The organism is Dyadobacter sp. SG02 (assembly GCF_900109045.1).
Lineage (GTDB): Bacteria > Bacteroidota > Bacteroidia > Cytophagales > Spirosomataceae > Dyadobacter.
This window is the reverse complement of the sequence record NZ_FNYL01000003.1, coordinates 571,469-586,750: the sequence shown is the minus strand read 5'-3', so window position 1 is coordinate 586,750 and position 15,282 is coordinate 571,469. Positions and strand designations below refer to the sequence as shown.

16 protein-coding genes and 1 tRNA gene are annotated in these 15,282 nt (G+C 48.8%); 7 read left to right on the top strand and 10 right to left on the bottom strand.

All coding sequences use genetic code 11. The annotated features are described in order from the left end of the window. The first annotated feature begins 53 nt into the window (after positions 1-53). Positions 54-1,457: a metallophosphoesterase family protein gene (locus BMW93_RS09635; RefSeq protein WP_090374988.1), complete on the top strand. Its 1,404-nt coding sequence runs from the start codon at positions 54-56 to the stop codon at positions 1,455-1,457. 55 nt (positions 1,458-1,512) lie between these two features. Here the strand turns inward: BMW93_RS09635 and BMW93_RS09630 are convergent, their stop codons facing one another. From BMW93_RS09630 to BMW93_RS09620, 3 genes are read right to left on the bottom strand one after another with little or no spacing between them, the layout of a single operon-like run. Beyond that, entirely contained in the window at positions 1,513-4,497 is a 2,985-nt protein-coding gene (locus tag BMW93_RS09630) for a glycosyl hydrolase family 28-related protein (protein WP_090374987.1), read from the bottom strand. Between the two features lie 6 nt (positions 4,498-4,503). Further along, the gene (locus BMW93_RS09625; protein ID WP_090374986.1) at positions 4,504-5,280 is read right to left on the bottom strand and encodes a ThuA domain-containing protein; all 777 of its coding nucleotides are present in this window, start codon (positions 5,278-5,280) and stop codon (positions 4,504-4,506) included. 37 nt (positions 5,281-5,317) lie between these two features. Continuing rightward, on the bottom strand, positions 5,318-7,225 hold the full coding sequence (locus BMW93_RS09620; protein WP_090374985.1) for a CocE/NonD family hydrolase: 1,908 nt from the start codon (positions 7,223-7,225) through the stop codon (positions 5,318-5,320). A gap of 123 nt (positions 7,226-7,348) precedes the next feature. Here BMW93_RS09620 and BMW93_RS09615 point away from each other — a divergent pair, with 123 nt between their 5' ends. The 5 genes from BMW93_RS09615 to BMW93_RS09595 all read left to right on the top strand — a co-directional run bounded on the left by BMW93_RS09615 (position 7,349) and on the right by BMW93_RS09595 (position 9,581). Then, a complete protein-coding gene (locus tag BMW93_RS09615; RefSeq protein WP_090375099.1) occupies positions 7,349-8,455 on the top strand; it encodes an MBL fold metallo-hydrolase in 1,107 nt (368 codons plus the stop codon). Between the two features lie 69 nt (positions 8,456-8,524). Further along, the gene (locus tag BMW93_RS09610) at positions 8,525-8,710 is read left to right on the top strand and encodes a type II toxin-antitoxin system HicA family toxin (RefSeq protein WP_090374984.1); all 186 of its coding nucleotides are present in this window, start codon (positions 8,525-8,527) and stop codon (positions 8,708-8,710) included. A 7-nt stretch (positions 8,711-8,717) separates the two neighbouring features. Further along, the gene (locus BMW93_RS09605; RefSeq protein WP_090374983.1) at positions 8,718-9,089 is read left to right on the top strand and encodes a hypothetical protein; all 372 of its coding nucleotides are present in this window, start codon (positions 8,718-8,720) and stop codon (positions 9,087-9,089) included. Positions 9,090-9,161: 72 nt separating this feature from the next. Then, positions 9,162-9,359, top strand: a complete 198-nt coding sequence (locus tag BMW93_RS09600; RefSeq protein ID WP_090374982.1) for a hypothetical protein — start codon at positions 9,162-9,164, stop codon at positions 9,357-9,359. A gap of 27 nt (positions 9,360-9,386) precedes the next feature. Continuing rightward, on the top strand, positions 9,387-9,581 hold the full coding sequence (locus BMW93_RS09595) for a hypothetical protein (RefSeq protein ID WP_090374981.1): 195 nt from the start codon (positions 9,387-9,389) through the stop codon (positions 9,579-9,581). 6 nt (positions 9,582-9,587) lie between these two features. Here BMW93_RS09595 and BMW93_RS09590 read toward each other — a convergent pair whose 3' ends face one another. The 4 genes from BMW93_RS09590 to BMW93_RS09575 all read right to left on the bottom strand — a co-directional run bounded on the left by BMW93_RS09590 (position 9,588) and on the right by BMW93_RS09575 (position 10,945). Continuing rightward, positions 9,588-9,923 (bottom strand): HigA family addiction module antitoxin, encoded by a 336-nt coding sequence (locus BMW93_RS09590; protein ID WP_090374980.1) that lies wholly within the window; start codon positions 9,921-9,923, stop codon positions 9,588-9,590. A gap of 14 nt (positions 9,924-9,937) precedes the next feature. Further along, on the bottom strand, positions 9,938-10,345 hold the full coding sequence (locus tag BMW93_RS09585) for a hypothetical protein (RefSeq protein ID WP_090374979.1): 408 nt from the start codon (positions 10,343-10,345) through the stop codon (positions 9,938-9,940). Positions 10,346-10,352: 7 nt separating this feature from the next. After that, positions 10,353-10,538 carry a type II toxin-antitoxin system HicA family toxin gene (locus BMW93_RS09580; RefSeq protein ID WP_090375098.1) on the bottom strand — a complete coding sequence of 62 codons (186 nt, stop codon included), beginning with the start codon at positions 10,536-10,538 and terminating at the stop codon, positions 10,353-10,355. Between the two features lie 71 nt (positions 10,539-10,609). Beyond that, on the bottom strand, positions 10,610-10,945 hold the full coding sequence (locus tag BMW93_RS09575; protein ID WP_090374978.1) for a helix-turn-helix domain-containing protein: 336 nt from the start codon (positions 10,943-10,945) through the stop codon (positions 10,610-10,612). Between the two features lie 99 nt (positions 10,946-11,044). On the opposite strand from BMW93_RS09575, the gene BMW93_RS09570 reads away from it, so the two are divergent. Continuing rightward, positions 11,045-11,317, top strand: a complete 273-nt coding sequence (locus BMW93_RS09570) for a hypothetical protein (RefSeq protein ID WP_090374977.1) — start codon at positions 11,045-11,047, stop codon at positions 11,315-11,317. 93 nt (positions 11,318-11,410) lie between these two features. Here BMW93_RS09570 and BMW93_RS09565 read toward each other — a convergent pair whose 3' ends face one another. The 3 genes from BMW93_RS09565 to BMW93_RS09555 all read right to left on the bottom strand — a co-directional run bounded on the left by BMW93_RS09565 (position 11,411) and on the right by BMW93_RS09555 (position 15,194). Then, positions 11,411-13,582 (bottom strand): T9SS type A sorting domain-containing protein, encoded by a 2,172-nt coding sequence (locus BMW93_RS09565; protein ID WP_090374976.1) that lies wholly within the window; start codon positions 13,580-13,582, stop codon positions 11,411-11,413. A gap of 361 nt (positions 13,583-13,943) precedes the next feature. Continuing rightward, a complete protein-coding gene (locus tag BMW93_RS09560) occupies positions 13,944-14,921 on the bottom strand; it encodes an NAD-dependent epimerase/dehydratase family protein (protein ID WP_310590233.1) in 978 nt (325 codons plus the stop codon). Between the two features lie 201 nt (positions 14,922-15,122). Then, positions 15,123-15,194: transfer RNA gene (locus tag BMW93_RS09555), tRNA-Glu, on the bottom strand. Between the last annotated feature and the right edge of the window lie 88 nt (positions 15,195-15,282).

Genomic DNA, 15,282 nt, shown 5'->3' with positions numbered 1-15,282 from the left:
CCCGATTGTTCTCCAAACGGGTAATATTGTGACCAAAATCGCCACAAGTCAATATGCAAACTTTTAGTCATTTATATTCCAAAATCCTCTTTGCGGGAATTCTACTAACCGCCGGAGCCGTGCCTGGTCTCGCACAGCAGAATAAAACTTATCCGCCGTCACAGTTTCCGGATCGCATCATATTGGGTTACAAAGGTAACCCTGCCATTTCCCAGGCTGTCAACTGGCGCACCGACTCGACGGTAACGACGGCCATTGCCGCCATTCACGAAGCCGACCCATCGCCCGATTTCCCGTCGAAGGCCCGCACCGTGCAGGCCGCTACACAAAAAGTGGTGATCGACGGCAAAACGATACATTACCACGAAGCCAACTTCGGCGACCTGAAACCGTCCACGCAATACGCATACCGCGTCGGCGACGGGAAGGCGTGGAGTGAGTGGTTCCATTTCAAAACAGCCTCTGATAAGCCGGAGCCGGTTTCGTTCCTCTATTTCGGGGATGCTCAAAACGACATCCGTTCGCTATGGTCGCGGGCGGTGCGGGGCGCATTCGCCAACATGCCCAAGGCCAATCTGATGATCCACGCAGGCGATTTGATCAACAACTCCAATGTCGATTACCAATGGGGCGAATGGTTCGAAGCGGGTGGCTGGGTCAATGGTATGGTGCCCAACCTGCCGACGCCGGGTAACCACGAGTATTTCCGCGACGAAAAAAAGAACCTCTTCGTTTCAAAACACTGGAAACCACAGTTTGCATTACCTGAAAACGGTCCGGAAGGCCTTTCCGAAACCGCATATTACATTGATTACCAGGGCATACGATTCATCTCGCTCGATTCGCAGGCTGCGATCCTTGATTCGACGACTATGAACAAGCAAGCAGCATGGTTTGAACAGGTTACTACCAACAACCCAAACCGCTGGACGATCGTCGTTCATCACCACCCTATCTATTCCACCAAAAACGGTCGGGATAACGATGATTGGCGGGCCAAAATGGAGCCGCTGTACAAGAAGCACAAGGTCGATATTGTGCTGCAAGGCCACGACCACACTTATGGGCGCGGATTGAATATCCCTGTCGGCCAAAGCCGCAAAAAGCCCAACGGCCCGATTTACGTGGTATCCGTGAGTGGTCCGAAAATGTACGACATCGGCTTGCAAAACTGGATGGACCGCGCCGCTTCGAATACGCAGTTGTACCAGGCCATTACGGTCGACCAGAATAAACTTTCATTCAAAGCATTTACCGTAAACGGCGATTTGTACGACGCATTTGATTTGAATAAGGATAAGGCGGGCGTCAATACACTGGTAGAACTTTCGAATACATTAAAAATGAAAGAACGGCTCGATTTGCCTGCGGGCTATTTAAAATCGTTTAAGGAAGAAGAGCTCAAAGAATATAACCAGCGTTATCAGGAGTATAAAAAACGCAAAGGCATCAAGTAGATCAATCAGATACAGAAAGGGCCGGCACTCCATACGAATGCCAGCCTTTTTACATTTATTTCAATTCAACCGCATACAATGCATTGCGACCGGTAATGAAAAGCGTATCGCCGGACACCGTAATGGTCGAGGGCCTTTCCGGTGTTTCGACCATGCGTATCTCCTTGCCCGAAGCATCGAATACATAAACCTGGCCGTCGGTAATGTAAACATTACCCTCGCTATCCACCGCGGAGCTGAACTCCCCTTTTTCAGTAAACAATTGCGGTTCCGATAAATGGCCTTGCGGCCCTACATTGAACCTCACAGTTCTTTTTAAATACTCATCGGCACCGTAAAGCACCTTACCAGGATAGCCTTCCACCAATGCATTCGAACGCGCGAGATCGTAAACCACAGGAACGATCGTCACGCCATCAGGCGCTAGCCAGCATTCTTTGAATTGATTGGTACTCACTTTCAAAAAATCGCCCGAATCGCGGCGGCGGTTGGATGGGTTGAGCGTTTTAACAATGCCTGTAACCTTTTCCAAAGGTACTTTTTGAAGCAAATGCATGGTTTCTTCCGACTGATCGGGATTCATGGCATATACCAATGTACCGAAACCGCTGTTCCCCCATCCGCTGAACGAGGTCCCCGCGGCATCCGGCGGGTTCGGGAACGTCTCTGCTTTGCCGTTGATCAGGTAGCCCGGTTTGGGAGCATATTTGAAAACTACCAACAAATTATCCTTCGTATCGACGCCCAACGAAAGCGGCTCCCAAGGGAAATCCGCCACGAGGCTTAATGCATTCGTCGATGCCGACCATTTGTAAATCCGTCGCGCACGCGATTCACTGAAATACACATTGCCCTTGCTATCGTGGCAAATGCCGTCCGCAAACTCAAAACCTTTGGCCAGTTGCACAGCTTTTCCAACCTGCAAATCAATCGCGCGCGACTTTGGGTTATCGATCACCAGCCGGTTGAACTCCCACGGGCGCACTTCGATGCCTGAATTCACGTCATACAACGGCACCGTCGAGGGGTATTTCGTCTGGCTATAATTATGCACATTCAGGAATTCCAGCTTCCGGTTGTTCCACGATCGGACCGAATGCGGGTAAGGCGTGCTGACGCGGATCACCCGGAACATGTACAGGTTTGCAAAAACCATATTGTCGCAAGATTCGATTTCCAACGGCTGGCAACCCGAGCTTTCCTTACTCTCCTCTTCCAGCTGCAATGCATACACCTTCCAATTTGAGACATTTTTAAACCGCACCTCATTCCGCACATGGTGCTCCACCGACATCGCATACACGCGCCCGGGCGTGGATGTGTTCGACACGTACGCGCCCGCGGATGCGAAGGTATTCGCAGTCCAGATGTTTTTAAATGTGCCACCGCCGTTATTGGTTATCCAAAGGCTCCAATACTGGGTATCCCAATGCTGCTCATTGCCCACATGCGAGGCGTTGTTCAAAGCCTCCTGCCCGGGACGTTTCCGGGTGATGTTACCATGGCCGCCCAGGAACTTCACGTCATTCACATACGAATCCGCCCCTGCCATCCATTTCAAACCCACCGCCCGCGTATTGCTCGCCGCGGTTGAAATACCGATGCCTGAAAGAATATTCTTCCCGCCCTGCGGCGATTCTACCATCGGCTTCGGCGGCCCGAAACTGCCGAAGGCTTCCGTATTATCCTGCAAAATAAACTGCGTAGAAACCGGGTTAAGGCCGATCAGCACCGTTTTTTCTTTCAGTTTCAGGGTTTCCGTAATGCGGTACCAGCCTTGCGGAACGTAGATCGCCTCATGCTGGTCGATAGCTGCCTGAATGGCTTTGGTATCGTCCGTAATGCCATCCCCCTTCGCTCCCAGCGCTTTGAGATTTGCCCAGGTAGTGATGTCCGGGAATGCCGGAATGTCTTTCGCAACCGGCGCGGGTTCAGCTTTGAGTGTTTCAATGTCCTGAACGGTTGTATGTACCGGTTTTGCATCGATAGCCTCCATTTGCAAACCGTGGTTCAGGCTTTTTATCCGATACAAGTCGCCCTGCTCCGTAATTTGCTTTCCGCTCATGCGGAAATTAGCCAGTATGGGCACCTTTTTGCAGGTAATGTTCCGTAAACTGATCTGGGTATACGCATTGCTTTCATTGCTGATCACCAATGCTGGGCCGCTCACGTTTTCAAATCGGCTATCTTCCATGAACAGCTTTTCATAGAAATTGGGATTGATTTCCAGCACCGTCGGCACATTCTTAACGGTCATTCGCACAATGGTCAGTCCCGATTCCTGCGAGCGGATCGCCGCTTTCCGCTGTCCTTCGAACCAGGTGTCCACCATCATAAACTGCCAACCCGGCGATGGTTTGAAGGTATAAATACCATAATCACCGCCGAAAAAGCGTACGTCCTCCATTTCATTCCCCACATCGAACATCCCCGCCTTGCCTGTACCTGCGTGAATATCCACGTGCGAAATAAAGCTATGCTGTGCGAAATGCGTCCGTAATGCCACCGCCGAAGGGTTACCAGCACCTATTCGCAAGTCTACGTTGGACATGGCGCTGTAAAACGTACTCGCGCCCGCGTCCGGGATGGGCTGGCCGTCTTTCGGAATAGATGATGTGAACCAGAACATGTATTTCGCATTGCCCTTATCCTGGGGGTATTCCTCCTGAAAGCCCGGGGCATTGTCGGCCAGTACGATCAGCGGTCGCTTTTTGCCATAGCCGATCACACGGACGGCCGTCGGAATGTAGATCGTTTTGCTGATCTTGTAAGTCCCGTCGGGAATAAACACGACCCCGAAATTGAAACTGGTCTTCACCTCATTGATCGCCCGTTGTAATTCGTCGGAGACGTCGGTTTTGCCGTCGTTGGTGATTTTAAAGTTTTCAGGCGTAAAGTAAATGGCGTCCTCGTCGTTCAGCCGCGTTTGGTAAAACGAACTGCTTTCGGGGACAACGCTAACCTTCGGCTTTTTCTTTTGCGCAAAGGCGATGTGCTGCACCGAAACGATCAGTGCAAGCATTAAAATTCTATGTAGCATATCCGGTTATTTTTTCGCAGCCCAGAGAATGGCGTTTTTGAAAATCGTTTTATATACAGCGCTTTCGAACAGCACCGGCGAATGGCCCATAAAAATGTAGACATTCTTCGCCTTCTTTTTGGGATTCGACCAAACGACCGGGTGATCGCCCATTTTGACCTTCGAATCTGGCTGGTAGGTCGATTCGTCGACGCTCGCGATCACGTCCACATTCGGCCGCGGACTTTTGTCGTAGATATACCATTCCTCTTTTTGCACGGGAAACGATGCCGGTACACCTTTCATAATCGGGTGCTTGCTATTTTCCACTTTCACAGTTGCGGCTGCAAAATCGGCGATGTAGTTTTTATAGCGGATACCGCCCATAAAATCCTGAAACCACGGCCAGATTTTATAGCCGTCAAATTCCCCGAGCAATGTGGCATGGTGAAAACCGATCCAGCCGCCCTTACCCTCATCGATGTATTTCTCAAATGCCGCTGCCGCTTCCGGTTTCCACGCGTAAGGCACATAATCGAGCTGGATAATGAGCTGATATTTAGACAAAAAGGCCTCATTAACGGGGTCTGTTTTATCAATGTAATCAATACTAAACTGCTCTTTGGCAGCCAGCGAATCCAGCCACGGGCGCGCGGCTTTGGAGTAAGCGATGTGGTGGCCACCGGGTTCGGCCATGGCGAGAACGTGAAACCTGGGCTTTACCTGCGCCCAGGCGACCGTCGTGCCCGCAGCGAGCCACAGCACGACACAACAAACCGGAATTTTCCGGAATACATTTTTCATTGGATTTAGGATTAAGGGATTTAGGATTTAAAGGAATTTAGTGGTTCGCCGGATTTATTATTTTAACAGCTAGTCCCCGAACTACTGGTAAAGTAATGCTGCTGTGGTTCTTTGCATTATGGTAAATGGTAATGTTCGATTTCTGGAAATCAGTCTCACTCGCTTCGAAAATGTTGATGAATTTCTGCGGATTACGATCTACCAGCGGAAACCAGCTGCTTTGGATCTGCACCATCACGCGGTGTCCCTTTTTAAAAGTGTGTGCTACCTCGTTCAGTTTTACCGTCACTTTCTCGATTTTGTCCTTTACAAATGGTTCGGGCTTTGAAAAGCTGTTTCTAAACTTGCCGCGCAGCACTTCCGCACGTACCATTTGCTGGTAACCACTCATGTCAACCGGTTTCTCACCATCCTTCGCCGCTCGTACAGTCGATCCGGCCGGCCAAACGTCTATTACTTTCACGATGAAATCGGCGTCCGAGCCTGTCATGGAAACCATCAGATTGGCTGCTATTTCGCCGGTCAATGTCAGATCTTCCGTCAGTGAATCCGTTTGAAAACTCAGAACATCCGGCCGTTTGGACGCAAAACGCTGGTCTTCGGCCATGTACTCATTATTGCGGTGACCGCTTGTAACGCTTGTGTAGGGCACCGGATTCGCCGGATCGCTTTCATAGCTGGTCGAGCCTGCATCGGATGTGAGTCGTGCAACGGCCATTTTTCCATTTGGCCCAAAATAATACGTTTCTGGCTGGCTATTTGCCGGTGGCCACGTGTCGTAATGCTTCCATTGATTGGTACCTGTTTCAAAAACAGTCACTTCCGACTGCTCAAACGTGCCCTTTCCTTTCAGATAAAAATTAAAAAACTTTGTTTCGATCTCTTCCTGATAGTATTTGTTCACATCCTCGCCAAACTGATATTGCGCAAAACCTTTCCACGCAGGTGCCGCCCAACCGCCGTGCGTCCACGGCCCCATGACCAGCCGATTGTTGTTACCCGGACTCTGTTTTTCAATCGCCGCGTAAGTTTTCAATGCACCATACAAATCCTCCGCATCGAACCAGCCTCCTACCACCAGCACGGCGGGTTTAATGTTTTTCAAATGGTTTTTGATATTCCGCGACTGCCAGAACTCGTCGTACACGGGGTGCGCGGTAGTCTGCCGCCAAATGCAGTTCGGCTCAGCAAAGTAAGGTGCCGCATTACTCTTTTTCAATGGGCCGAAATCGAGGAAATACTTGTAAGCATCTTTGTATTCTGCATTAAAATGGCTTTGGTAATTGATACCGTCTTTGCTTTTCGGACCATCGAAACCGCTGTAAAAACCGAAGTTATCCATTAAAAAGAATGCCCCGTTGTGGTAGCAATCGTCGCCGATAAACTCGTCGGACATCGGCGCTTGCGGTGAAACGGCAGCCATGGCGGGGTGCGCGTTCGGTAGCCCGGCAGACGAATAGTAACCCGGAAACGAAATGCCCCATTGCCCTACCTTGCCATTGTTTTTGGTGTTTTTCAAAAGCCATTCAACCGTATCATAAGTGTCGCTCGACTCGTCCACATCCTTATTGCTCTTTTTGTTCGCGATCGCCGGCGTCATTTCGCGGAAATTGCCTTCGCTTTTGTAGCGTCCGCGGGCGTCCTGGTACACAAAAATGTACTTCTCGCGCATCAGGAGCGCATTAGGCCCGAGGTTGCGGCGGTAGTTGTTCTCGCCATATGGCCGCACGGAATACGGCGTGCGCTGCATGATAATCGGGTAAGCCTGCGAATCGTCTTTGGGGGTATAAATGGCGGTGAAGAGTTTCACACCGTCCCGCATGGTAATGTATTGCTCTGTTTTGGTGTAGTTGGCTTTGACCCAGCTCGTGTCGGGCGCTGTATTCTGGGCGACGGCCGCCCATGATAAAAGGCATAGCAAATAGAGCAATACATTTCTCTTCATGACTCTTTGGTTTTGTTTGTATTAGTAAATTCAAAAATACGTAAGAAACCGTACATTCGTCCAGTTTAAACTTTCACACCTCCTCCACATGCTATGCGTAAACGGATCATTAAATTTTCCTTCATGATATTCTTCATTTTTCTGGCATTGATCGCCATTGCCACGTATGCTTTCATGCAGCAGCCGTTGTTCGGAAGACACCCCTCGGGCGCACGGCTCGAAAGAATCCAAAAGTCACCGCATTACCGCGACGGGAAATTTCAGAACGAAAGCTTCACCCCCGACCTCGCCGAAGGCAACAGTTATTTTAAGGTGTTCACGAAGTTTTTTTTCGGTAAGAGCAAATACAATATTCCCGGTGCATTGATCCCTTCGCAAAAGACAGACCTGCTGCATTTGAAACCGGAAGAAAATGTGCTGGTATGGTTTGGTCACTCGTCGTATTTCATGCAGATCGACGGCAAAACGATCCTCGTCGACCCGGTTTTCAGCGGCAGCGCGTCGCCCATCAAATTCACCACGCCGAGTTTCAAAGGCAGTGATGTGTACGATGTCGAAGACCTCCCCGCTATCGATTACCTCTTCCTTTCCCACGACCATTGGGATCACCTCGATTATGAGACCATTTTGAAACTGAAACCCAAAGTCGGCAAGGTCATAACCGGCCTCGGAACCGGCGAGCACTTTGAATATTGGGGCTATGACGCGGCCAATATCATCGAAAAAGACTGGAACGAAAGCGCCGACCTCGGTGATGGCTTCAAAGTGAATGTAACGCCCGGAAGGCATTTCTCCGGCCGCGATTTCAGCCGCAACCGTGCATTATGGGTGTCATTCGTGCTGCAAACCCCGACCTTGAAAATCTTCATCGGCGGCGATTCGGGTTATGATAACCATTTCAAAAGGATCGGCGCCCAATTCGGCCCGTTCGACCTCGCATTACTCGAATGCGGCCAGTACAACGAAGCCTGGAAATACATCCACATGATGCCCGAAGAAACCGTAACGGCGGCCCGTGAACTCGGCGCCAAAAAGCTGATGCCCGTCCACTGGGCCAAATTCGCCCTTTCCATCCACGACTGGAACGAACCCATCCTCCGCGCGATCGCCGAAGCGCAAAAGCAAGGCATGCCCCTAGTAACCCCGCTCATCGGCCAGAAAGTGGAATTAAAAGGAAATCAGGTATTTACGCAATGGTGGAAGGAGGCGCGGTTGCAGCCGGAGGGGTGATATCCTATAAATTTGACAAAAGGTAACAAATTTGTTACCTTTATTATCCACACACTAAATTGCTGACTTATGACTTCAAAAGAAGTTTTAAAGCTGTTAAGGCAGGATGGCTGGTGTGAAAAGGCACAGAAAGGCAGTCATTTACAGCTAATCCATGATTTAAAGAAAGGAAAGGTCACTATTCCAATGCATAACGGCGATTTAAGTCTGGCTACATTGAATAGTATTTTAAAACAGGCTGGGTTAAAAGATTGAGAAAGCTATGAATACCAAAACAACGGAAAATAAGGTGATCAAGTTGATTGTGGAAACCGGTGAATCATCACTTTGGGGGCGCGTCCATTATGAAGACAACCTGATAATAGATGAGGCAAGCTCAATTGAAGAATTACAGTCCAAAATGAGAACACTTCTTCTTGACTTTCATGATTTAGATCCCAAATCATATGATTTCCGGATTGAATATGATCTCACAGTGTTTTTTGAAAGGTTCAATTTCCTTAAAATCACGAAGGTAGCCGAGCTTTCTGAAATCAACGGCAGCCTGCTCCGGCAATATGCGACCGGAAAAAAACATCCGTCAGCAAAGCAAGCAGCCAAGATTGAAAGTGTGATTAAAGAATTAGCAAATTAGCTGGCTGAGGTACATATTTACGCACATTAGAATTGTCTCATTCAAAGAATTAATTCTTAACACACTACGAAAATGACACAGGAACTGGTTGATAAGGTGCGGGCTTACGTGGCCGAGCGCAGGAGCCAGATTGACGAATCGGAAGATTCCCGGCAAGCTTCAATTGATCATTTGAAGGAAATAGGCTATTTCGATGAGAGTGGAAAAGTAACTGAAAGATATCGAGGTGGTATTCCCAATCATCATCAACCGGTCAAGCATACTGCGTGATCTTAATTTTTCATAACACACTGCTAAATGACTCAGGAACTGGTTAATAAAGTACGGGCTTATGTAGCCGAGCGCAGAAGAGAACTCGAAACATCGGCAAATGCCGAAGAACTGGCCAGAAAGCGGCTACAAGAATTAGGCTATTTAGACGAAAACGGAGAGATAGCGGAACAGTATTGGCAAGGAATCCCCGAAGGCAGGAAGCCGGTAAATTGCCGATAAATACATTTACGCCGAAAGCAGCCCAGTTTCCCCGTCATTCACAACAAAATACTTGATTTCGTGGCGATTAACTTTATTTTCCGCTTCCCACAAGTCATAATTCCGCTGTAAGTTCAGCCAAAGGTCTGCACTGGTATTGAATGCTTCGGACAGCTTCACGGCCATTTCTGCATCAATGGCCGACTTTTGATTCAATAGCGACGAAAGCGTTTCATCGCTTACTCCAAGGCCGGAAGCTATTTCTGCAACAGGATAGTCTTTCCCGGTTTCTTCACGCAGCCCTTCAATCATTCCCGTTAATATCGCGCCCGGATGACTCGGGCGCATTCCGTTTTCCTTCATAAAATTACAATTATTCAAGCCAAGACAACCTCCCTTAACTTGTCTCCTAGCTCATGAATCGCCATTTCCAATCGCTTGGCTTGTTGTGGTGAAGGGTATTTCGTTCCGGCTACATAATGCCTTACCAACGAAGGGTTAATCCCCGCACGACGGGCGATGCCTACGACTTTCACGTCATCGAAAACTTCGAAAAACGCGCTCAGATCATAGACGTGATCGAATTGAACATCCGAAGATTTTACCGATTTCCATTCATTGTAAGCGCTGCCTTCATTTTCGACATAGTCGTCAAGTAATGCACGTAAATTTTGCTCGATTTCTTCGATCGTCGCTCCCGATGTCACGGGCAAGTAATCCGGCACATTCTCTATGCGTCCCCAAAGCTCGCCCTCGCTTTTCTCGATAATTATGGTCAGTTTCATCACGATGCTATTTAAGACCGGCTTCCTTTAAAATTCTATTGAGTGTCCCTGGCGGAATATCCTTACTTCCGTGGTACGCAACCGGAACCGCCTGTGGCATCTCCGGATGTTTGAAAATACGATGACTACCTCGGCATCTCACTTCTCGCCAGCCGTTGCGTTCAAGCAATCTGATCAACTCCTTTGCATTCATCTTGATATAGTGTGGTGTGGAAAAAATAAAGGTCGCAAAAATGCGACCTTTATACAAGTGTTAAATACATTTTATTTCTTCCCCAACTCCCGCTCCAATTCCGCTATCCGCTCGTCCTGGTTCTGCAAAGCCTTCCGCTGTAAATCAATGTATTCGTCTTTACTTACGGTGATGAGTTCAGCATTATTGATAAATTCCGGGTCATTGCCGCCGCGTCCAAGCAGCAGCCAGTATGGATTCACATCGAATAGGCCCACAATTTCGCTAATCGCTTCTGCCGTCAAACTTGCCGAGCCCTTTTCAAACCTATTATAGGTGCTTTGAGCCACGCCAATTTTTTTAGCGAACTGACTTTCACTCAATTGCAAATGCTCACGAAGCTTACGAACTCTTTGATAGTCAAACATTAATTCAAAAACAGTAAAAAATTACCCATTTTGAATTGTATTTAAATCAAATTGAATTAAATTTGCTAAACACAATCTGTTAACCGCAAATTACACATTATGCACATCGAAACAAGTCCGGCGGATGGGCCTGTCCTGCCGATCAAGCAAAGGTTATTGATCCGCTTTGCAAAAGCGAAAACGGTCGTCGGTCCGAAATGGCGCGAAATGCTGGCGCAAAATGATGCTTTCTTCGACACGCGTACGGGTGAGGCGTATATGCGCTCGGTCGCGCAGGCATTCTCCGATCCGAAACGCGGGCATGTTGATCGCATTGAGCAGGTTACCCTGGCATTAGAGAGAATTGCCGGGATCAACGCTAATCCTATTTAGCAGCCCTATTTAAAATGCTGGCGCACTTTCCAACAAAAAACGGCCGGGTTTCGCAACCCGGCCGTTTCTGCATATTATTAAACTATTTTCTGATCAATCAGCCTTGATGAAGCGGAGCTTCGTCGCTTCGCCACCGTGGTTAATCTTCATAAAGTAATGCCCTCCACCCAGTTTCCTCACATTAATGCGGTGATTGTTCTGGCCTTCCGAAATGCGGATCGTAGACGCGCTCACCGGTTGGCCGGCAATGTTGTAGATCGTTACTTCCGAAGTTCCGGCAGTACGCGACGAGAACCGTACATTTACGAAGTCCTCAGCCGGGTTCGGTGCGATAACGGTGGCCGAAAGCAGCTCCGGTTTCACGGCAACGATCTTGCTTTTGGTGTAAGTACCGTCAATATCAATCTGCTTCAACTGATAGTAATTCGTGCCCAGCAACGGATTTTTGTCCAGGAAGGTGTATTTGCCGATACGCTGATCCGTAAGGGCTACTTTACCCAAAACTTCCTCATTCTGCATGCGGTCGTCGTAACGCAACACTTCGAATTCTTTTCCGTCTTTTTCCTCCACCACATTCCAGCTTAGCTCAACGCCGTTTTCAACGGTTTTTCCTTCAAAATTCGAGATGTAAATAGGTAGTGCAACGTTCACACCAAATGCAGATGCAACAGGGGTCGATTTACAGCTTCCTCCCTCAATTTCAAGAATATATGCACCGTTTGCCAAAGTATTATAGTTAATAACTGGCCTGTTGCTGGTCGGTGAAACGCGGTTTTGACGAATCACCACACCATCTTTTTTAACCCGCCAGTCGATAGCAAAAACATTCTCGCCGTCGAAAAGGAATTGAAGGCTCGTTTCATTCGCAGATATAATCGATTGCAGACTCGGCCCGCGCGTACAAGGCACTTCTGTCGCAGCCACAGTGAAATTTCTTGTCACCACGGACGGTGCTTTACAATCCTCCGCTTTCAGCTCGAAAGTATAGGTACCGTTTTGTAGGAAGTTGAATGACAAATTCGCCGAATTCGAAGTAAGCGTGCCTGTTTTTCCGCTTGCTACCGCATTGCTGCCACTCAGGATTCTCCATGAGAACACGTGCAGGTTGGTGCCTCCAAAATTAACCGTCGCGCTGGTCGGCGTGATGGAAGTTACGCTCGACACCGAAGGGCCGTTCTGGCAATCAGGAATGACTACCACAGGCTCGTTGATCGTAAATGCACGGCTGCTCACTCCCGAAGAACAATTGTTTCCTTCAATTTCCAGCGTGTAGTTACCCGGAGCCAGTAAAGAATAGGACAGGTTTGTCGAGGTAGCACCGCCGAAATCGTTCGTCGTGCCCGACCTTACTTCCGAACCATTGGATTTGATACGCCATTTGAGGCTCGTCACACCGGAACCGGTGAAGGAAACCGTCAGGGCAGTCTGGCTGATGTTGGTAACATTGCTAATAGCCGGACCTGATGCACAGGTGTTATCAGGCAGCGGTGTTGCCATTTTGGGAGCAGTAGGCCAGAAACAGCCATTTACCATGTCGGTGGTCAGTACGCCTCTCCATTGAGGATCGAGGTAGCTTCCGTCTTTACCCTGGATCGTCTCGTTGAGCAGGCCCATGTAATAGTTGTCCTCGCGACTATCGTTTTCTCCCTGCTTGATCATCACACGCAGAAGACCGTTCACATATTTGATAAACTGGTAGGTATTTCCGGTGCTTCCTACAAAAACACCCAGTCTGTTGCCATTTGGCATAGCTACGCCGTTACAGGTGATCTGGCCGCTTCCGTTCGTGCCCAGCAGGTTCACCGGCCCCGTGCTTGGGTCAACCGGGTTCACACAGCCATCGATGAGCGCATCGTTCGCACCGTTTATTGGGAAAGTACCTTCCTGAAGGTGATAAAGGATCCAGATGTTGTCGGGTACCCGGCCATTCCAGTTGAGATAAATCCTGTTGTCCGTGATACGGGTGTACACAGGCTGACCATCACCCGTGTGTCCCAAAAGTTCACCGTGTGTCCACGTCCGGCCGCCGCAGGAAACCCTGGTGGCCAAGGGAGCAGCCGTTTTGGCCGCAATGGTGAAGGATTCGTCCGCAGACTCTGCATAGGGATTCCTGATCTCGTAAGAGCCGTTCAGGTCGCTTGCAATACTGCTTTCCACATTCACACTGTCCACAGGCATTCCCATGCTTCCAGTGTCGTTGTTAGGAGCCGCTGCCACCGAGCTTATCACTCCTCCCGCAAAAACAAGTTTCAGTAAAAATTTCATAGAGCATAAAAAATAAGTGGGCGATATGAACAAGTAATCGGCTGCAATACAATTTGAAACCGGTTGTTTCGTTCGTTTCCAAATATACTACAAAGACCTAGAAAATATTTTATACTTGTAGAATAATATTGCTCACAAATTCTTTAAAATGCCTCACTAAAAAAGCAGAAAAACGACAAAACGGCGTCTGGGAAACTTCTAGCCACAATTTTTGTGACAAGTACCCCTAAAATTTAATGAGAAAAATAAATTTCCAGGAGCGCAAGATTTGCAAATGATTGATACTAAGAGAGAACTAGATCTAATGTTCATAGAACTAGTTTAAAAATTCGGACAGAAAAATTCTGGTATTGTAGGATGATTAGGCATGAAAAGCGGCCAGCTGGCTACTGTATTCGAGGTACCACCGGGCAAATTCCCTGATCCCGGCGCTCAATGCCACCTGCGGTTTGTAGTGGGTGATCTTTTCAAGGTTCTTGCGGCTTGCCCACGTCCTGGGAACGTCGCCCGCCTGCATAGGAAGGAAATGTTTAATGGCCCGCGCGCCCATACTCACTTCGAGCTCTTCGATGAACTTCATCAGATTGACGGGCGAACCGTTGCCGATGTTCAGCACCCGGTACTGCGGCTCTTGTTCGAAACCGGCCAGCATCGTCTGCGCTACGCCTTCCACAATGTCGCCAACGAACGTAAAATCCCGCTCCATATCGCCATTGTTGAAAACCTGGATAGGCTCACCTTCGTGAATCGCGCGGGCAAAGAGCATCGGGGCCATATCGGGACGCCCCCAGGGGCCGTAAACCGTGAAGAATCGCAGGCAGGTGATGGGTATATTATAAAGATGGCTGTAAGCGTGCGCCATCAGCTCGTTCCCTTTTTTCGTGGCCGCATAAAGGCTCATCGGCGAATCGGCCTTATCCTCTTCCAGGAAAGGGATTTTTGCATTGGCACCATACACCGACGACGACGATGCATGCACCAGATGCCTTGGCGGGAAATAGCGGCAGGCTTCGAGCACATAATGAAACCCGATGATATTCGATTGCACATACACATCCGGGTTCTCGATCGAATACCGTACGCCCGCTTGCGCAGCAAGATTGATCACATAGTCGAACCGCTCCGATTGGAACAGACTGAAAAGTTGCTGCTTGTCTTCCAGGTTCATCCGCACGAACCGGTAACGGCTACTGGCCGAGCTTTGCACGAGCTGGTACCATTTGATCAATTCCTTGCGGATACCCGCCTCCCGGAGCCGCGCATATTTGAGCTGGGGCGAATAATAGTCGTTGATATTGTCGAGGCCTACTACTTCAAAACCCTCTTGCAGCAGCTTCATCACGGTATGAAACCCGATAAACCCGCACTGCCGGTTACCAATACTTTCATAAAGAAAGATACCGATTGAGTGGATTTGAAGTAAATGCGGAGGGCAGATTTAACGAATTGTTTACATGCCGGCAGGGCACAAAAACAAAAAACCGCTCAGGTTATGAGCGGTTTTTGCAGTGATTGAAAGTGCTAACTTCGCACGGTTTTGTGACCCATAGGGGAATCGAACCCCTGTTTCAACCGTGAAAGGGTCGTGTCCTAACCGCTAGACGAATGGGCCGACTGGTCTCCTACTTCGTGCGTTTTTTCAACACTTTCTTTCACTTTTTCCGTTTGCGTTTCCGTAACGTGGTGCAAAGATGCAGGGT

Coding starts and splice junctions, on each gene's coding strand:
- BMW93_RS09565 (WP_090374976.1), bottom strand. CDS start 13,582: ATGAAATTTTTACTGAAACTTGTTTTTGCGGGAGGAGTGATAAGCTCG.
- BMW93_RS09625 (WP_090374986.1), bottom strand. CDS start 5,280: ATGAAAAATGTATTCCGGAAAATTCCGGTTTGTTGTGTCGTGCTGTGG.
- BMW93_RS09620 (WP_090374985.1), bottom strand. CDS start 7,225: ATGAAGAGAAATGTATTGCTCTATTTGCTATGCCTTTTATCATGGGCG.
- BMW93_RS09635 (WP_090374988.1), top strand. CDS start 54: ATGCAAACTTTTAGTCATTTATATTCCAAAATCCTCTTTGCGGGAATT.
- BMW93_RS09570 (WP_090374977.1), top strand. CDS start 11,045: ATGCACATCGAAACAAGTCCGGCGGATGGGCCTGTCCTGCCGATCAAG.
- BMW93_RS09605 (WP_090374983.1), top strand. CDS start 8,718: ATGAATACCAAAACAACGGAAAATAAGGTGATCAAGTTGATTGTGGAA.
- BMW93_RS09615 (WP_090375099.1), top strand. CDS start 7,349: ATGATATTCTTCATTTTTCTGGCATTGATCGCCATTGCCACGTATGCT.
- BMW93_RS09590 (WP_090374980.1), bottom strand. CDS start 9,923: ATGAAGGAAAACGGAATGCGCCCGAGTCATCCGGGCGCGATATTAACG.
- BMW93_RS09595 (WP_090374981.1), top strand. CDS start 9,387: ATGACTCAGGAACTGGTTAATAAAGTACGGGCTTATGTAGCCGAGCGC.
- BMW93_RS09630 (WP_090374987.1), bottom strand. CDS start 4,497: ATGCTACATAGAATTTTAATGCTTGCACTGATCGTTTCGGTGCAGCAC.
- BMW93_RS09580 (WP_090375098.1), bottom strand. CDS start 10,538: ATGAATGCAAAGGAGTTGATCAGATTGCTTGAACGCAACGGCTGGCGA.
- BMW93_RS09560 (WP_310590233.1), bottom strand. CDS start 14,921: ATGAAGCTGCTGCAAGAGGGTTTTGAAGTAGTAGGCCTCGACAATATC.
- BMW93_RS09575 (WP_090374978.1), bottom strand. CDS start 10,945: ATGTTTGACTATCAAAGAGTTCGTAAGCTTCGTGAGCATTTGCAATTG.
- BMW93_RS09585 (WP_090374979.1), bottom strand. CDS start 10,345: ATGAAACTGACCATAATTATCGAGAAAAGCGAGGGCGAGCTTTGGGGA.
- BMW93_RS09600 (WP_090374982.1), top strand. CDS start 9,162: ATGACACAGGAACTGGTTGATAAGGTGCGGGCTTACGTGGCCGAGCGC.
- BMW93_RS09610 (WP_090374984.1), top strand. CDS start 8,525: ATGACTTCAAAAGAAGTTTTAAAGCTGTTAAGGCAGGATGGCTGGTGT.